This window comes from Bacillus cereus group sp. MYBK14-1 (assembly GCF_051916885.1).
GTDB lineage: Bacteria > Bacillota > Bacilli > Bacillales > Bacillaceae_G > Bacillus_A > Bacillus_A cereus.
Genome location: NZ_JBQAHM010000001.1, coordinates 365332 through 382079, shown reverse-complemented (window position 1 = coordinate 382079; position 16748 = coordinate 365332). Strand labels below are relative to the sequence as shown.

Sequence of the window (16748 nt, the reverse complement as noted above, 5' to 3'; positions counted from 1 at the left end):
ATAGATTATTTTTTTAGGGAGAAGGAAAATATATGGGAGACACGTCCTCACTAATAACCGTCTTTTTATGCATTGCACTACTAATATTTTGGCGTCGTTATCGCTCCATGCATAAGTCAATAAAGGGATCAGGAAAACGTATTTTATGGCCATTACTATTTTTAACACCAGGTATTGTATGGTTTTTAAGTCCCGTACATCCAGCTATATTGCAAGTAAGTATAGCGGTATTCATTGGTGTACTTTTTGCTGTGCCGCTTATAGTATTAACAAATTATGAACGAAGAGATGATGGGAATATTTATACGAAAAAAAGTGCAGCTTTTTTAATTACTTTTATTGCACTTGTCGTTTTGAGATACGGTTCAAGAAAATATATTGTTGACTTAGATCAGCAAACAATAGGTTTATTATTTTATGTTGTTGCAGTATCGTATATTTTTCCTTGGAGAATTGCCTGTTATATAAAGTTTAGAAAAGTTTGGCAGGAAAATAATAATCATGCTATATGAAAACTTCTCATTTGAGAAGTTTTTTTATTTTTACAGGTAAGCAAAACAAGTTGTTGAAGGGCAGGCTGTCATAGAATATGATACATATTATAATGAGGAAAAGTTGAGGGGATAAAAATGCGTACAATTTTACTTTTTCTAAACAACATGTTCATTAGCGAAATCGAGGACATTAGGCGAAAACATGATCCTTTATTTGGATTAATTTCACCGCATATTACAATTGTATTCCCATTTGAAAGTTCGATTTCAAATGATGAGCTGAAATTACATATTATAAATGTATCAAAACCGATACAGAATATAGAAATTGAATTTACGAATCAAATTACAAGTGAAAGAGAATATTTGTTTTTACGAGTTGAAAAGGGGAAAGAACAAATAGAGGAACTACATAATATTCTATATACAGGACCTTTATTACAATTTTTGAAAGAAGACATTCCGTACATCCCGCATGTAACAGTCGGAAGAAAAGAAAGTGCCGAATTAGCTGCTGAAGTAGTGAAGGAGATTCCTAGTTTTCATGGGAAGTTAAATTGTGTGATTGATAGAATAAGCGTGGAGCGAATTGGAGAGAACGGGGAATCAATTATTGAATTTGAAGTGCCATTTCTAAAAAGCTGACAAAAGTCAGCTTTTTATTTCGTAGCATGAAGTAATGCACCAATTGCACCGCTATTACCACCATCTTGTAAAAAGATTGGTGTTTTATTTTGATATTCGGTGTAGCTACTAATAATATGTTGAAGTTGTACGTTATTACATAAAGTCGAACCAATATAAATAATATGTTCAATGTTTTTTGTTTCAGCGAATTGAAGGCTTAATGCAGTAACGACTTCACCAACAAGTCCTTGTACAGTAGCTAGTATATCGGAGCTACTATTATTTGATTCTGTAATGGCTGCTTTTCCGAAGTTACTAGCAGTTAAGTTATTATCGATAGGGGAAAGAATACCACCATAAATATCTCCAACCGTAATATCTAGTTCTTTTCTAGATCCTACTTTTGTTAGAGGGATTACATCTTCAAAATGATCTATATTTGTTAACAATTTTGAAAGTCCCATAATAGTCCCACCACCAACTCCGGTTCCACCAGCGCGAATATATTGTTGATTATAAACGTAATGGATAGAAGTACCTGTACCGATATTGGTTAAAATAAAATTGCGTATAGCATGTTTTTCTTCTTTTAATATGTATTGGACACCTGGAAGAGTAGCTTCAAATTCGTTTAGCTCTATTATTTTATATGAACCTGTAAGCAGATGCTGTAATAGTTTCGATTTACCACCCGTAATACATATTTGTTTTATGCCATTGTTGTTTTTAATCCAATCTATTATTTTATGTTGTTCATGCGAATAAAATTTTTCAAAAGTTAATAGCTTTTTTTTGTTAAAATAAGCTATTTTCGTTAATGTGCCTCCAGCATCGATACCGATAGTACGTTCCATTTTCCTGCTCCTAACTACGTAATATGTTTTCCTATTTACTCAATCGGTTGAGAATAGATATTTCCAACTGATATAAGGAACACTTTAATCTGCTTGATATATTAATAGTTTTTCTATAGTTACAATAGGCTGGTCGTTTACAGTTGCAATACCTTTACCAAGAACAAAACCTCGGCGATTGCGCGTTAGCTCATAATGTAAATCAAGTTTATCACCGGGATATGCTTTTCCGTGGAATTCAACTCCATCTAAAGAGGAGAGGAATCCTAGTCCTTCAGAATCACTTGTATGTACAAATGCACTAAGCTGAGCAAGTGCTTCTACAATTAACATATGAGGCATATGTTTGTGACTATCATTTATAAACCATTCGTTATTTGTAATGAGTTTATATCCTGTAACGAATTCATCTTGTTTTACATTTGTTACTTTATCAATCATTAAAAATGGATAACGATGGGGAAGTGTGTCTTTAATATGCATATGAAAGTACCTCCAATTAATAATACCCCTGCTAAAGTTAAGCAGGGGAGCCGGAATTAATTTTTAACTAATTCATTTACTTTTTCAAGGACGAAAATGCCGCTATTTCTAATGTTTTCAACAACTTGTTGCAACACTTCTTTATCTTGAACGAGTGCAATACGTACGAAGCCTTCTCCGTGAGGTCCAAATGCATGACCAGGTGTAACAACGACATTCGCACGATCCATTAATGCATAAGCGAAGTCTAGAGAAGTCCATCCTTGTGGAATTTCTGCCCAGACAAACATACTACCAGCTGGCTTATCGACATTCCAGCCAAATGTTCGGAATCCATCGATTAGTGTATCTCTACGTTCTTGATAAATTTCACGGTTTTTCTCACAAAACGTAGCACCGTTTCTTAGTGCAGCACATGCCGCTTTTTGAATTGGTAAAAATACACCGTAATCGGTATTAGATTTAAATTGAGTAAGTGCACGAACAATTTCTTCGTTTCCAATCATATATCCAATACGGCTACCTGCTAAACTATAACTTTTTGACAAAGAATTGATTTCTACGCCAACTTCTTTAGCACCAGGTACAGAGAGGAAGCTAATTGGCTTATTACCATCAAAATAAAATTCGGCATAAGCAAAATCATGGACAACGATAATATTATGCTTTTTCGCGAATGCGATTACTTCTTTAAAGAAATCTTCATTAGCCATTGCTGGAACGGGATTCCCTGGGAAGTTTAAAATCATCATCTTCGCTTGATCGGCAATTTCTTCAGGGATGACTTCTAAGTCTGGTAAGAAATCATTCTCTTTCTTTAAAGGCATGTAGTAAGATATTGCACCAGCCATTTGAATACCTGTTTCATAAGCTGTATATCCTGGATCAGGAACTAATATAATATCACCTGGATTTGCATAAACCATAGGTAAATGAACGAGCCCGTCTTGTGAACCCATTAATAATAAAACTTCTTTATCCGCATTTAATAAAACGTTATGAGTATTGTTGTAATATTCAGTTACAGCTTCGTGAAATTCTTGAATACCTGATAATGTATACCCGTAGCTCTCTTTCTCACTCGCTGTATGTACCATTGTTTCTCTTACAAAATCAGCGGGCGGCATATCAGGATTTCCGATGCTCAAATCAATCATGTTATGACCTGCTGCAATTTTTTCTTTTTTATAGGCTCCTAATTCACTAAATATAGAAGATTGGAATGCTTTCATTCTAGTTGCTAACGTGTAAGTCATCAAAACCCCTCCTAAAACAGTGCTTTCATTCTGCGTTTTTAATTATTCTGAAAACACATGTTTATATTTTATCATTTTTTTATGAAAATTAAAATGATTGACAAATTTAGAGGAAGGATTAGCCTATTTTGAAAAGTATCGATGTAAATAGCGTAGATGTGTTAATTGAAATGTCTATTATAGGATTCATTTTATATAACTTAAGGTATTCTCTAGTTTTTATTAAGTATATTTCTCATGTTTTGAATGAAAAAGAATACGAAAACAAGGGCTATTTTTGTGGCCGATTTCTAAAGTGAAATAACGCAGAAAATATTTTCTGCGTCTCCTCTGAAATGTAATCATTTCTTTTTATATGTGCATAATTTTTCGGCTGTCAAAAAGTATACATTTAGTGTACCGTCGGCAACTTTTAAAGTTTGGTCCGATGTAAATGAATTACCATAATCAATGTGATATACATTAGAATTTTTGACAAATGAGCCTTTATATAAATCGTCTTTATTCTTTGTTGTTTGCATTTCTACTAAATTTTGCACAATTTCCTCTTTATTTTCTTTTTTGACAACTGTTTCAAATTTATAATATACAGGGCATTCACCATTTTTATTGTCAACGACTTCCCAAGAACCGTATATATCGTTATTGCTGCATCCACTAAGTAGGATGATTAGTATAGGAATTGTAAGTAGAACCTTTTTCATTTTGTGCTCCTTTCTTTTAAATTTGAATAAACGTGCGAATACGATAGGGATATTATAATAAATAAAGTTTAAATTTTTTTAAAGAATTATTTAATTTCATATAAAAATTTAGGAGAAATTAAATAAGCATGAATCTAGTGTAAAGTCAGATTCATGCTAGTACCATAGCCTATGTTATGTCTTTTTTGAGCATAAATAAAGAGGAAAGCAGAATCACTATTCCATTTAATATATATACGCTTGCGATCATAAAGGCTAACGTACCTGCGCCAAATCCTGCTTTATCGAATATAGAAGCAAATGTTGCGATAGTCAAAAAGATAATGGGAGTCAGTAGTAAAAATATGAAACCTGCCACGATTCTTTTTTTAAAACTATGTCCAGATAAGGAAATGGCTAAAAAGTTTAGGATGCTAAACAGAGCAATTGCAAAGAGCAGGACAATAAATACTTCGATGCCACCAGACATTTTACCACTCCTTTTATAAAGAGTATTTTTTATAATCTATTCGAAATTAAAGGAGGATACTCCTTTAGGTAATTTCAATAAACGTAATAAATAGGCGTATTATAAAACAAAGAAGTATGGATTCAATATTAGATCCATACTTCTTTGTTTATTTTATAAATTCGCAGATTGCGAATGCTGTTTTTCATAATGTTTCTGCTTAGAGAGGGAAATAGAAATAATCAATAATGAAACGACTCCGAAGATGAGAACCATATATTGTAACCCAATTGTATCTAAGAAGAAGCCTGTGCCAAGTAAGACGATTTGGAACATAACCCTCTCAAACATATTACGGAATGAGAAGAGGCGACCGTGATAACTTTTTTCCACTTTCGTTTGGAAAATCGTCGACATAATAGGGAAGAAGCAGCCAACACTAAACCCAAACAACCCAAATGATGTAAGAGCCATCCATTTTATATCGCTAAAGAACAATGACAGATGTGCAAAAGCAGTACAAACTGCGAAGAAATATAGTAATTTTTCAGGTTTGAAATGATCAGATAGACGTTTAATTACGAAGGCACCTATCATAAATGCGACACCTTCAATTGTATATATGAACCCTTTAATCGTAGGATCATGTTGCATTTCGCTAATGTTAATAACCATTAAATTAAACCCAGCTATAAATAATAGAGGGATGATACTTAATATAAGTGCTGTAAAAGCAATAGGAATTCCTTTTAAAATACGAAATACTTCCATAAAGCTATTATCTTTTGCAGCTTGTTTACTTGGTGTTGTTGATTTCTTGTCTTCGAATTGTAGGAAGAAAGTCGAGAGGAATAATAAGGCGTATGCTGCCATTGAGAAGGCATACATGTACTGTAAACTCATCACAACTAAAAGAATTCCACCTAGTGAAGTACCTGCAATACGAGCAATTGTACCAACATTCATATGTACACCGTTCATTTGTAATAACTCATGCTCACGTACGATGAGTGGAATTACAGATTGTAATGCAGGGAAATAAAATGCTGCTGAAATTTGAAGAGCAACCATAAATGCAATCATAAATGCGATACTTTCAAATTGAATAGCAAAAAACATGAAAATAACACTTAAAACTCGACCAAACCCAGCGTAAAGAAGAACCTTTTTCTTTTCATACTGATCGATGACACGGCCAGCCATAGGTCCAACTAGAACACCGGCTAATAGTCCGATAAATAATATAACTGATTTCATGAAATCAGAAGGGACATATTTTTGCATAAATTCAAGGTTGCCAAGAATACCAAGCCATAATCCTAGACCTGCAATAAACTCCCCAATTAAAACAATCCAAACGTTTTTATTACGCCACATAACATAAAACCTCTCCGTCTTTTAAAATGAAAAACGCGTATATAAAACCTCCTTATTTATGTAGTGTTTTTATACCAACTTTTTTAGAGTCAGAGTCTATATTACGTGTTTCATAAGTGGATTTCAATCTTTTTGATTTGTCAAAAATTTGATGTGTTAAGTGCTGAAATAAGTGAATCAAAACGTAAAAATTTTATGATTAAAGCTAATAGAAAGTAAGAATATATATAAAAGCAAGAACGTATAACTACGCCTCGCTTTTCTCAAGTACAAAATTAAATATTAGATTCACTTAGCAACATTTTTGCTCTTTTCCAATAGCTAAAGCGCTAAAAGATAGAGGACCAACAACTTCTGCACTAGCACCACTAGTAAGGTTTTCTACAGTTAATGAATATTCGTGTGTTCCACTGCTAACGTTTTGATCTATAGCTTGAAATGTTTGTACGTAAAATTGTTCAGAATCTGTAGATTCAATACCTACTTGTGCATTAAAAATTTCAATATTATCACGGAAAATTCGGAATAAAACTTGTGAAGTCCCAGTTATTCCTTCTACACCAATTGTAGCGATTAATTCTACTCGATTATTACGTGAATCTCTACTTGAAATTCTCAATTTCAAATTTGCTAGAATTGCTTTATTTGGAGAAGAGGGGATTGCAAAAGTTGTTTCACCAGTTTTACTAATAGGTTGAGTAGCTTGGTAATCAATGATATGAGTCATATTCTTCACTATTTTCATATACTAGAATATGAAAATAGTGAAGAATTAGCTTGGACAAATACTAGATTATTTAATAGAGTCAACAACAATTATTGAAAAGAAGAAATTCACATAAAAGCATTAAGAATATATCAAAATAAGATGATATTTTTCTTAATGCTTTTTGTAATTAAGCAGAGTATTCTTCTTTACGTACTTCAAAAAATTCATTACGTCGTAAGTAATTATAAATTTTCTCTGAAACCTCTTCTTCTTCAGACACCAAGAAACGATGATCAAAAGCGTAGAAAGATTGACCTTTAATTAATTTTACGTAATACATATTAAACGCCTCCTGACACTAGATTATTACTTGCTTCATATTTATGATGGCCTATATGTCTGCTAAAAATACTTGGAGTTTCAAAGGGGGTAAGCAGAGGGATGAAAGAGCTTACAATTCTGTAAGGTTTATGTCACCTTTTTCGATAGTTTACATTCGCTAATTTCTTCTATACTACAAATAAGTTACATAAAATAAGGGGGTAAAAAGATGGATGAAGTAATTGGAGAAGTTGTAGCAGGTATTTGTGAATTTGTAGTGGAAGTAACAGCGGATGCTATAGGAAATTTAGTTTCCGGAAATGATGAGGAAAAAGAAACATTATAATAATTTGTAAAAGAATAAAGTTGATCGAATTATAAAGGCTGATTTCTAAAGGGGATTCAGCTTTTTTATTTTTTACATTATATTAACTTAATTTGAATATTCATTTGTTATCATATTTAAGAAGCCTATATAAGGAGGTGGATAAACAAATATGTCGAATTCAGGGCCTGATTTATCTGTTTCTCGTTTGATTGTGGTAAATATAGAGGAAAAAGAATATCATTTTATTGTTCGTGAACATCCGATTGTAGGGAAATTTATATCGCTATTTGAAAATGGAAAAGAATATGGTTTAATAGATAAACAAATCGCTAATAAAGATAAATTTATTACATCGGAGCTTACTAAGTTAGATTATTTTAATATAGATGTTTTATATCTTACACCTGGGTGGATATGGATTGGTATGGATCAATTTGGTTTACATGCTCGTGAGGCTACTTATAACGAAGTAGATGTTATTATGAAGTTGAAAGAGGATTTATATTATATAGATATATATGAAGAAATAAAAATGTAGTAAATATTTAGTCAGGTTAGGGGGCAAGTTCCCGTAGCCTTTTTTGTTTAATAAAAGAACGTATAATCATATTATTTTGATTATAAGGGAACGTGATGAGAAGTGAGATGAAAAGAGGATTTGAAAATACATGAAGAGAATTGTAATAATTATATGAGTCGTATATGTAAATAACAATAGAAAGAAGATGATAATATGAGTAAAGAAGAGCTTGTGAAAAAACAGTTTGGCAGTAATGCAGATAAATATGTAAATAGTAAAATACATGCTAAAGGACTGGATTTACAATATGTAGTTCAACAAGTTGAGTCTCGTCATAATAATCGTCTTCTTGATGTTGCTACTGGTGGCGGACATGTGGCAAATATGTTAGCACCCATGTTTGAAGAAGTAGTTGCACTTGATTTAACAGAACAGATGTTAGAAAAAGCAAAAGTTTTTATAAAGCAGAATGGGCATGAAAATGTATCTTTTGTAGCAGGAAACGCAGAGGATTTACCATTTGCAGACCATTTTTTTGATACAATCACATGCCGGATTGCAGCCCATCATTTTACGAATCCGGCTCAATTTATTTATGAAGTAAATCGTACATTGAAGGATAATGGATTATTCATCTTAATAGATAATGTTTCGCCAGAAAATAATGAATATGATACATTTTATAATTTTATAGAAAAAAAGCGAGACCCAAGTCATGAACGAGCTCTAAAAAAGACAGAATGGCTTACTTTATTAGAAAAAAACGGTTTGCAAATGCAGTCATGTCTTACTTTTGATAAGAAGTTTGATTTTGACTGGTGGTGTAATATGATGGATGTCCCTTTACAAAAGCGTGAAAAATTAACAGAATGTATGATGAAAGCACCAAACGAAATGAAGGGATATTTTAATATTCAATTTAAAAATAATAAAGTAGAATCGTTCTATACTGAAATGGCTATGTTTATATGTAAAAAAAGTACAACGTTAAAAAGATAAATGTGTTGCAGTCTTTCTGAAGTACGATATACTTAGTACAGAGAAACTGAGAATTGAGGAATAGTTATAATGATTCGTGTACGCATTGAAGGTTCTGAGGAAGAAATGCTTGAATTTATGGGGAAAATGCCAGACATTCCTGGATTTGAAAAGACACATATGAGAGAGCCGAGAAAAGGAAATAACCCGAAATACGATTCAAGTAAAAATGTACTTGCATATTTGTCTTATAAAAAGATTGAAGTCGCCAATAAATAGGCGACTTTTTTAGTTTGCGCTGTTTCACCGCCTTGTCTTTTTCACATAATAATAATAGTAGATTATGCTTAAGAGGGGTGAGAATAGTTAATAAGAAAATTATCTTTTTTGGAGATTTTGGTATTGATGACGCCGTAGCGTTAATTTATGCAAATAAAACATGTAAATTAGATATTCTAGGTATTGTTGCTGAGTACGGGAATGTATCACGAGATATCGTTACGGAAAATGTTTATTTTTTAGAAAGGTACTATGCTACACAAGTGAAAATTATTGAAGGTGCGAGTAGACCGATGACAGCTGAAGAGCCTTTGTTTTTCCCTGAAATCCACGGGGATCACGGTTTAGGTCCTATTATTCCACCTGAGATGAGAATTTGTAAACGAGAAAATTTTTGTGAATTAATCAAATTAATCGAACCTTGTCCAGAAGATATTATAATTGTGGCGACAGGGAGACTAACGACGCTTGCTACGTTATTTTTATTGTATCCAAATATAATGGATCGTATTTGTTCGTATTATATAATGGGCGGCGCTTTCCTATTTCCAGGTAATGTTACACCAGTATCTGAAGCGAATTTTTATGGTGATCCAATTGCAGCAAATATTGTTATGAAATATGCGAAAAACGCTAGCATATACCCGTTAAATGTAACACAGGGCGCGCTTATTACGCCTGAAATGGCCAATATAATAGACAAACAAGGAACTGGACAGGCGAAACTCATTAAACCAATGATTGATTTTTATTATGAGAATTTCTATAAAAAAGAATATCCGGGTATTGGTGGAAGTCCTATACACGATTTACTACCGTTTATCTCGTTTATAAATGACAGTATTTTCGAATATAAAAAATCGGCAGTGTGGATTAGTACGACAAATGATGTGACTAGGGGCCAAAGTGTAGCAGACTTTAGAAAAATAGCTGAGCCAACAAGGTTTGATGATCGGCCGATTCAAAGAATTGCTGTTGGTTTTAACTATGCAGCTTTTAAAGAAGAGTTTATGCGAACAATATTGAAGCCAGATTGTTCTTAATGTGTGTAATAACAAGTCGGATAAATCGTTAGTTCAAAAAAAGGTTTAATCTGTGTGTATTATTCTCAAAAATCTTAAAGTTGAACAACATGAATAACTTATGAAAAATGTCACATAACTAATGGTAAGCAATTGTTTCTAATTATATTTTGATTGGTGAAATGTAAAGGAGGTTATTATATGATTTGGTCTTTAATCGTCGGTGGTATATTAGGATGGCTTGCGAGCTTAATTACTGGAAAGGACGTACCTGGTGGTGTAATTGGTAATATTATTGCTGGTATTATCGGTTCTTGGGTTGGTTCGAAATTACTTGGTAGTTTTGGTCCAGTCATTGGCGGATATGCAATTATTCCAGCTTTAATCGGTGCGATTATTTTAATTTTCATCGTAAGTTTCTTATTACGAGCAATGCGAAAATGAATGTAAGGACTGTTTACATTTGTAAGCAGTCCTTTTTATATGTTATGCTAGTATTATACAATCAGGAGGTGTCAGCATTGAAATCATTTACAGTAAATTTCCATCAAGAAGATAATGCAAAAGCGACAACAGTACATAAATTAAGTGAAGAGGACTTCAATAAAGCAACTGAAAAAGGTACTCGTCATTTATTTGATTTAGATACAAACGTTGGCTTCTTCGTATTCTTTGATGCAGAAGATGCAGAAGGAAATGATCAATACTTAATGTTACAATATGAAGGGGATCATGAAGAACCAACTGCATGCTACGGATTTGATTTAAAACTATACTATCAATTTTTAGCACTATACTTAAACGATCTTGAATTCCAAGGCGAAACAGATGAGGAAGAGGAAGAATACGGTCCAATTCATCATTTAGCGCATTTACTTTATCATATTGTTGAAGATGGTAAATCAATCGAAGTGTAATATACATATTTGAAGCTGCTCTTTTTGGGCAGCTTTTTTATATGACATTGAAATGGTGTACTGTAAGCTAAATAAGGTGAAATTTTAATCAGTGGGGGTTTTGTTCATTCCCACTGATTATCAGCCCTCACCAATTTAGCTTTTACGGGTAGCAGGGCCCCCACCTAACTTCTTTGTTTCCGCTGAATTTTGAGGTGGGGATCTTACTGCCCGGCAAATAGCGAGATAAATTAATAATAGAAATTTATTTATTACTTTCATGTTAGCGTCGTAAAACACCTGTTATAATGATTGTAATTAAATTCTTGGAGGCTAATTCTATGCTTGTAGATGTAAAAGCTTTTATTAAAGCTGCAGGTTTAACATGTATTTCATCATTAAGTGGAGATAACACGTTTGCTTATAATTTTGAAACAGTAAAAAACACTATCGCTACATTTTTTAAGAAGCTAAGATTTACCGTTTAATTTCATTTCAACCAGTAGGAAAAGAGTAATCACTTCCTACTGGTTTTTTTGTTTCAAGGAGCTGTTGTGACAGCATGTTTTAAGTTATAGATAGAGGATATTATCATTGAGAAGAGAAGGTTTAAAGAAGGAGATGAATACGATGATTAACAATATAATTCCAAGTTTTTTAAAATTATGGGAAAGTGACGATTTAGAATTAGAAGTCCTTAATTAATACTATACTTCGCATCCGGTTGATTATCGAAATGAATAAAATACAATAGGGGGTAAAAATGATGAAGGTATATTTGAAAATAGTTATGTTATTTCTTGCTTTTACATGCACATTTGCATTAGCAGCATGTAAAGGGACAGACGAAAAAAAGGAAGCAAATCCAGCCTCGGAAAATCATAAAAATGAACAAAGCAATTCTTCAGAAGAAAAGAAAAATCTTGAAGCAAAACCAAGTAATGAAAAAACAACAAAACCATCAGCTGAGCAAGATTCGAAAGATAGAACACTTAATCAAAAATCAATTAACCACGTTAAAGATTTGTTTGAACTAGCAAAAGAAGGAAAGGTACCTAATGTGCCATTTGGAGCCCATACAGGGGATATTGAAGAAATTGAAAAAGCGTGGGGGAAAGCAAATAAAACCGAATATGCAGGGAATGGAATGTACGCAACTTTTACAAATAAAAATGTTGTTTTCGGATTTAATAAAGGGTCACAAGTTTTTGATGTACGCTCATATCATGCAGAACTAAAATTGATTACATTACAAGAAATTGAAAAAGCATTAGGAAAACCATCTTCAGTTAAAGAGAATGGTGAAGATAAAATATATGTATACAAAGTAAATAACCAGTATGAATTGAAATTTGTCATTCCAAAATCGACTGGTAAGGTCGATCATATTTCCGTATTTTCGCCAGAGGATAGTATTAATAAAATGGCAGGATAAGAAATTAAGTGATTTCAAAAACACCTCACTTTCTTGAAGTGAGGTGTTTTTAGTTGTAAACAAGGAACGTCTCCTGTCATATAAAACATACTTTCATATGCGAAATACTTCACTTTTATTTTTTAGCATTTATCCAATAAGAAATGTTGATTTACTGAAAAAGTAGTAACCTATAAATTATGTGTAGGATGGTTCACGATTTTTTTACGTTCCAAACTTTGAACAAATAGCGCTTGAACAATACCTCCAACTAATAAGAAGCTAGCACAAATATAAAACAGCATACTTCCATTTAACTTACTTAATATAACTGCACCAATAACTGGTCCACACGTTCGAGATATATCCCAGTGTATACCGTAAATTGAAAAATATAAACCACGTTTATCATGAGGTGCAATTTCTGAAACGAATCGTAATAAATGGTTTAGAGCAATACTTTCTCCAATGACTAAAAAGAGTAAGGTGAAGAATAACGACAATATCGTCGTTGAATAACTAAAGCCAACTGCAGCTATTGTATAGCAGGCGTAAGAAATAAGGATGATTTTCGCCATAGAAAATCGTTCAGACCATTTTACGAGGAAGATTTGTAGAATGATTTCCAAAATGGCTTTGCATGTTGAAATAAATGCGAGTATGAATACGAGATTAGGAAATACATGTTCTGCAAAAATACGATAATTCGTCTCAGTTTGTGCATAAAAAAAGCTAATAGGAAGTGTAGAAACCATAAGACCGAATATGGCGTAATGTTTAAAAACAAATTGCTTTGGTGAACTTGCCTCAACTGTTTGTTTCGACTTACTTATAGGTGGAACAGTTTCTGGGAGCTGGGTCCAAACAACAACAGCATATATCGTAAGAGTTACACTTTGCACGATAAATAAATATTCTGGGTGAGTATTATAAAAACTTGCACCGATTAAAGGGCCGACTACGGATCCGATTGCTCCCATCGTTTGTAGGAGAGCAAAAATCTCTGCTTGCTGCTCTTGTTTTGTTAAATCAGCAATTTGTGCACGCTGAGCTGGAATGTATAAGGAACGGCCAATACCATTAATGACATATAACAGTGCAAATATAAAAACGGATTGAGCGAAAACGAAACTACCGATTGCAACACCTTGTAGTAATAATCCGAGTAACATAATCTTTTTTCGGCCATATTTATCAGTAATTCCTCCAGCAATAAGTGTAAATAAAATGTCTGAAAGTGGCTGCAGTCCGAAAATCAGCATAGTTATTATTACATTGCCGTTTAACATTTTATTGACGTAAATAATCATAATGAGAGCTAACATAGATTCAGTCGTTCGGGTTAATAATTCACCGCACAGTCTAATAAAAATAGGTTTATTGTAACGAAGTAAGAGATAATTCAATATTAATTCCTCCTTTCTATATTGAAATGATAAGATGAAAGGAGAGTTGGAAAAAGGGTAGAAACAATAGGGAGTATTTTTCACCTTTTAGGGGGAGTATGATGTTTATTTTAGATCAATACATTGAACTATGGATTGCTTATGGAAAAGGGAAAAAAGAGGGAGAACGATTGGAAGTAACAGTGCAAAATATATCTAGAACACTATTTTGTACAGAGCGTAATAGTAAATTAATTATAAAAAAATTAGATGAGTTAAATTGGATTAAGTGGTTTCCAGGTCGCGGCAGAGGAAATCGTTCTAAGTTAATATTTCAAAAGCACCCGATGTCTTTAATTTTAGATAGAGGAAAAGAAATAACGAAAAAAGGGGATGTGAAAAGCGGAAGCATATTTGTGGAACGCTATAGCTCACATTTTCCATCGGTAAAGGGAGAATATCACTCCTGGGTGGATTCAATATTTGGTCATAAGGTTGAAATGACATCTGAAGGGAGAAGAGATGTACTCCGGTTGCAAGTACAAATGAATTTAGATATCACATTAGATCCTGTATACGCTACAATGCGTTCAGAATGCCATATGGTAAAACATATATTCGACACACTCGTGTATGTAGACGGTAATACAAACATTATAGAGCCAAGACTTGCATTTCACTGGGAATATAATGACGCTGAAAAAATATGGACGTTTTACTTACGAAAAGGAGTTCACTTTCATAATGGAAAACAACTTACTGCACATGATGTTATATACTCGTTGAATCGATTTATGAAGCTGGAAAATAATGCACACGCATGGATGTTACAACACGTTGAAAATATCCGTTCAGTGGATGACTACGTTTTCGAAATTCAATTACATACGGAAAATCGAATGTTTTTACATATGCTAAGTGCAGAACAGTGTTCTATCGTGAATGAAGATGAAGCAGGAGGGTTAATTGGAACAGGGCCTTTTCAATTATATAAAAGTAATGAAAATCTGTTCATTTTAGAAGGACATCCTTTATATTTTCGTGAAAGACCTTTTTTAGATCGTATTGAGTTGTGGAATGTAGAACAAGGTGTAAGTACATACGATGTTTTAGTAAAGGCGCAGTATAAAGATAAAGAAAAATATAATAAAGAATTGTCTCGGCTTGAGTCGAACGTGACATATATAACATGTAATCTTACGAAAGAAGGACCAATGCAAGATGCGTTATTTCGGAAAGCGTTATATCAAATCATTCATGGTTATACAATCGTTCAAGAACTCGACGGAGAACGTGGAGAAGTGGCAAAGAAACTAATATTAGCAAATGAAAGCATAGTAGATATTGACGAAGATATCGAAAGTTTAATTAAAAGGAGTACTTATCATAGTGAAGTGCTACAACTCTACACATTTACAGGACGAGATCATGTTGAAGATGCACAATGGATACAAAAAGAGTGTGCGAAGTACGGGATTCGTGTAGAAAATAATTTTCTTGAGATAGAAGAGCTATTGGAAGTAAGTACGATACAAAAGGCCGATATGATGCATGATAGTGCCACAATAAGTGAACGAATAGAAGATAGTTTATTATATATGTTTCTTACAAAAAATAGTTTTATTCATGGACAAAGCAGCATGGACTTTCATGAAAAGTTGTCTCCTTATTTTAGACAAGAAGAATTAGAGAAAAGAGTTACACTGTTACGCGATATCGAGGATACTTTGTTACGTCAAATTCATATTATTCCTTTATATCGTAATAAACAAGAGGTAAGTACACATGAAAAAGTTCAAAATATAATGATTAATTCACAAGGTTGGATTGATTTTTATAATATTTGGTTTAAATCTTGATATATAAGGGCTTTTGCACATTTTCATAAGATGTGTAAGAGCCTTTTTTTATGTGAGAATAGGTTTGTTTTACACATTGTTACGCTACTTGTGATAAAAGTCTATTTACAGCGTAACAGTGTTATGTTACATTGTTATCAGGAAGGAGTGTTATACAGTTGAGTACAGATTTAATTTCAAAAAAAGATTTATTAGAACTAACTGGTATTTCATACGGACAGTTATATAGGTGGAAAAGAAAAAATTTAATTCCGGAAGATTGGTTTGTACGAAAATCAACGTTTACAGGTCAAGAGACATTTTTTCCGAAAGAAAAGATATTAGAGCGTATCGATAAAATCCAAACGATGAAAGAGGATTTATCACTTGATGAACTAGCGAACATGTTTTCACCGAGTGTGAGAGAAATTCTTTTAACAAAGGAAGAGATTTTACGCAAGGGGATTGCATCAGAACCAGTTTTACAATTTTTCATAGAACAAACGAATAAAACAGCAGAGTTTCAATTTGTAGACATTCTTTATGTGTACATGTTAGAAGAATTACTACAATCAGGAGAGATTAGTTTAGAAGAAGGAAAAATGGTCTTGCAAGTTTTACGTGAAAATTATGAAGCAATGAAACATAAAACTTGTGACTTAATCATTGTCCGAAAGTTAGGTATTTCGACATGTTTATTAGTTTCAAACGTGGACGATTTAATTTTTGAAAAAGGCACCAAAATCGTTTTACGCGAAGCGATTATGAAATATACCGAAGCATTAAAAACTAAATTGTTGTAGTGGAGGAGAAAG

Annotated in this window: 21 protein-coding genes; 12 read left to right on the top strand and 9 right to left on the bottom strand. The window is 32.9% G+C overall.

The genetic code is table 11. From position 1 onward, the window contains the following. Positions 1-32 precede the first annotated feature (32 nt). Both ACTFR3_RS02000 and ACTFR3_RS01995 read left to right on the top strand, forming a co-directional pair. On the top strand, positions 33-512 hold the full coding sequence (locus ACTFR3_RS02000; RefSeq protein ID WP_440041257.1) for a CcdC family protein: 480 nt from the start codon (positions 33-35) through the stop codon (positions 510-512). A 117-nt stretch (positions 513-629) separates the two neighbouring features. Then, positions 630-1139 carry a 2'-5' RNA ligase family protein gene (locus ACTFR3_RS01995; RefSeq protein ID WP_440044116.1) on the top strand — a complete coding sequence of 170 codons (510 nt, stop codon included), beginning with the start codon at positions 630-632 and terminating at the stop codon, positions 1137-1139. 14 nt (positions 1140-1153) lie between these two features. On the opposite strand, the gene coaW is transcribed toward ACTFR3_RS01995, so the two are convergent. From coaW to ACTFR3_RS01955, 8 genes are all read right to left on the bottom strand, one after another. Further along, positions 1154-1975 (bottom strand): type II pantothenate kinase, encoded by an 822-nt coding sequence (gene coaW, locus ACTFR3_RS01990; protein ID WP_440044115.1) that lies wholly within the window; start codon positions 1973-1975, stop codon positions 1154-1156. A gap of 84 nt (positions 1976-2059) precedes the next feature. Continuing rightward, a complete protein-coding gene (locus ACTFR3_RS01985) occupies positions 2060-2458 on the bottom strand; it encodes a 3-hydroxyacyl-ACP dehydratase FabZ family protein (protein WP_000547649.1) in 399 nt (132 codons plus the stop codon). Positions 2459-2514: 56 nt separating this feature from the next. Then, entirely contained in the window at positions 2515-3714 is a 1200-nt protein-coding gene (locus ACTFR3_RS01980) for an LL-diaminopimelate aminotransferase (protein WP_440044114.1), read from the bottom strand. A gap of 341 nt (positions 3715-4055) precedes the next feature. Continuing rightward, positions 4056-4418 carry a hypothetical protein gene (locus ACTFR3_RS01975; RefSeq protein ID WP_000757022.1) on the bottom strand — a complete coding sequence of 121 codons (363 nt, stop codon included), beginning with the start codon at positions 4416-4418 and terminating at the stop codon, positions 4056-4058. A gap of 169 nt (positions 4419-4587) precedes the next feature. Continuing rightward, positions 4588-4887 (bottom strand): hypothetical protein, encoded by a 300-nt coding sequence (locus ACTFR3_RS01970; RefSeq protein ID WP_135277801.1) that lies wholly within the window; start codon positions 4885-4887, stop codon positions 4588-4590. A 153-nt stretch (positions 4888-5040) separates the two neighbouring features. Beyond that, the gene (locus ACTFR3_RS01965; protein ID WP_000269258.1) at positions 5041-6243 is read right to left on the bottom strand and encodes an MFS transporter; all 1203 of its coding nucleotides are present in this window, start codon (positions 6241-6243) and stop codon (positions 5041-5043) included. A 292-nt stretch (positions 6244-6535) separates the two neighbouring features. After that, positions 6536-6970, bottom strand: a complete 435-nt coding sequence (exsC, locus tag ACTFR3_RS01960) for an exosporium protein ExsC (RefSeq protein WP_135277803.1) — start codon at positions 6968-6970, stop codon at positions 6536-6538. Between the two features lie 169 nt (positions 6971-7139). Further along, positions 7140-7292, bottom strand: a complete 153-nt coding sequence (locus ACTFR3_RS01955; RefSeq protein WP_000291905.1) for a YqbF domain-containing protein — start codon at positions 7290-7292, stop codon at positions 7140-7142. A gap of 478 nt (positions 7293-7770) precedes the next feature. On the opposite strand from ACTFR3_RS01955, the gene ACTFR3_RS01950 reads away from it, so the two are divergent. The 8 genes from ACTFR3_RS01950 (at position 7771) to ACTFR3_RS01915 (ending at position 12731) form a co-directional block, all read left to right on the top strand. After that, complete coding sequence (locus ACTFR3_RS01950) at positions 7771-8139, top strand: hypothetical protein (protein WP_000071478.1); 369 nt, start codon at positions 7771-7773, stop codon at positions 8137-8139. Positions 8140-8334: 195 nt separating this feature from the next. Further along, entirely contained in the window at positions 8335-9120 is a 786-nt protein-coding gene (locus ACTFR3_RS01945) for a class I SAM-dependent methyltransferase (RefSeq protein WP_075677168.1), read from the top strand. Between the two features lie 69 nt (positions 9121-9189). Further along, positions 9190-9378 (top strand): DUF3970 family protein, encoded by a 189-nt coding sequence (locus tag ACTFR3_RS01940; protein ID WP_000621873.1) that lies wholly within the window; start codon positions 9190-9192, stop codon positions 9376-9378. Positions 9379-9455: 77 nt separating this feature from the next. Continuing rightward, a complete protein-coding gene (locus ACTFR3_RS01935; RefSeq protein WP_001223682.1) occupies positions 9456-10421 on the top strand; it encodes a nucleoside hydrolase in 966 nt (321 codons plus the stop codon). Between the two features lie 180 nt (positions 10422-10601). Beyond that, complete coding sequence (locus tag ACTFR3_RS01930; protein WP_000638306.1) at positions 10602-10844, top strand: GlsB/YeaQ/YmgE family stress response membrane protein; 243 nt, start codon at positions 10602-10604, stop codon at positions 10842-10844. Between the two features lie 77 nt (positions 10845-10921). Continuing rightward, positions 10922-11317: a hypothetical protein gene (locus ACTFR3_RS01925; protein ID WP_000834883.1), complete on the top strand. Its 396-nt coding sequence runs from the start codon at positions 10922-10924 to the stop codon at positions 11315-11317. A 320-nt stretch (positions 11318-11637) separates the two neighbouring features. Further along, the gene (locus ACTFR3_RS01920) at positions 11638-11784 is read left to right on the top strand and encodes a hypothetical protein (RefSeq protein WP_000959548.1); all 147 of its coding nucleotides are present in this window, start codon (positions 11638-11640) and stop codon (positions 11782-11784) included. A 275-nt stretch (positions 11785-12059) separates the two neighbouring features. After that, on the top strand, positions 12060-12731 hold the full coding sequence (locus tag ACTFR3_RS01915; RefSeq protein WP_135277807.1) for a YjgB family protein: 672 nt from the start codon (positions 12060-12062) through the stop codon (positions 12729-12731). Between the two features lie 170 nt (positions 12732-12901). Here ACTFR3_RS01915 and ACTFR3_RS01910 read toward each other — a convergent pair whose 3' ends face one another. After that, positions 12902-14116 (bottom strand): MDR family MFS transporter, encoded by a 1215-nt coding sequence (locus tag ACTFR3_RS01910; protein WP_001108464.1) that lies wholly within the window; start codon positions 14114-14116, stop codon positions 12902-12904. Positions 14117-14217: 101 nt separating this feature from the next. On the opposite strand from ACTFR3_RS01910, the gene ACTFR3_RS01905 reads away from it, so the two are divergent. Next, positions 14218-15954: an SgrR family transcriptional regulator gene (locus ACTFR3_RS01905; protein WP_088338525.1), complete on the top strand. Its 1737-nt coding sequence runs from the start codon at positions 14218-14220 to the stop codon at positions 15952-15954. A gap of 158 nt (positions 15955-16112) precedes the next feature. Continuing rightward, positions 16113-16736: a YhbD family protein gene (locus ACTFR3_RS01900; RefSeq protein ID WP_000102257.1), complete on the top strand. Its 624-nt coding sequence runs from the start codon at positions 16113-16115 to the stop codon at positions 16734-16736. Positions 16737-16748: the final 12 nt, after the last annotated feature.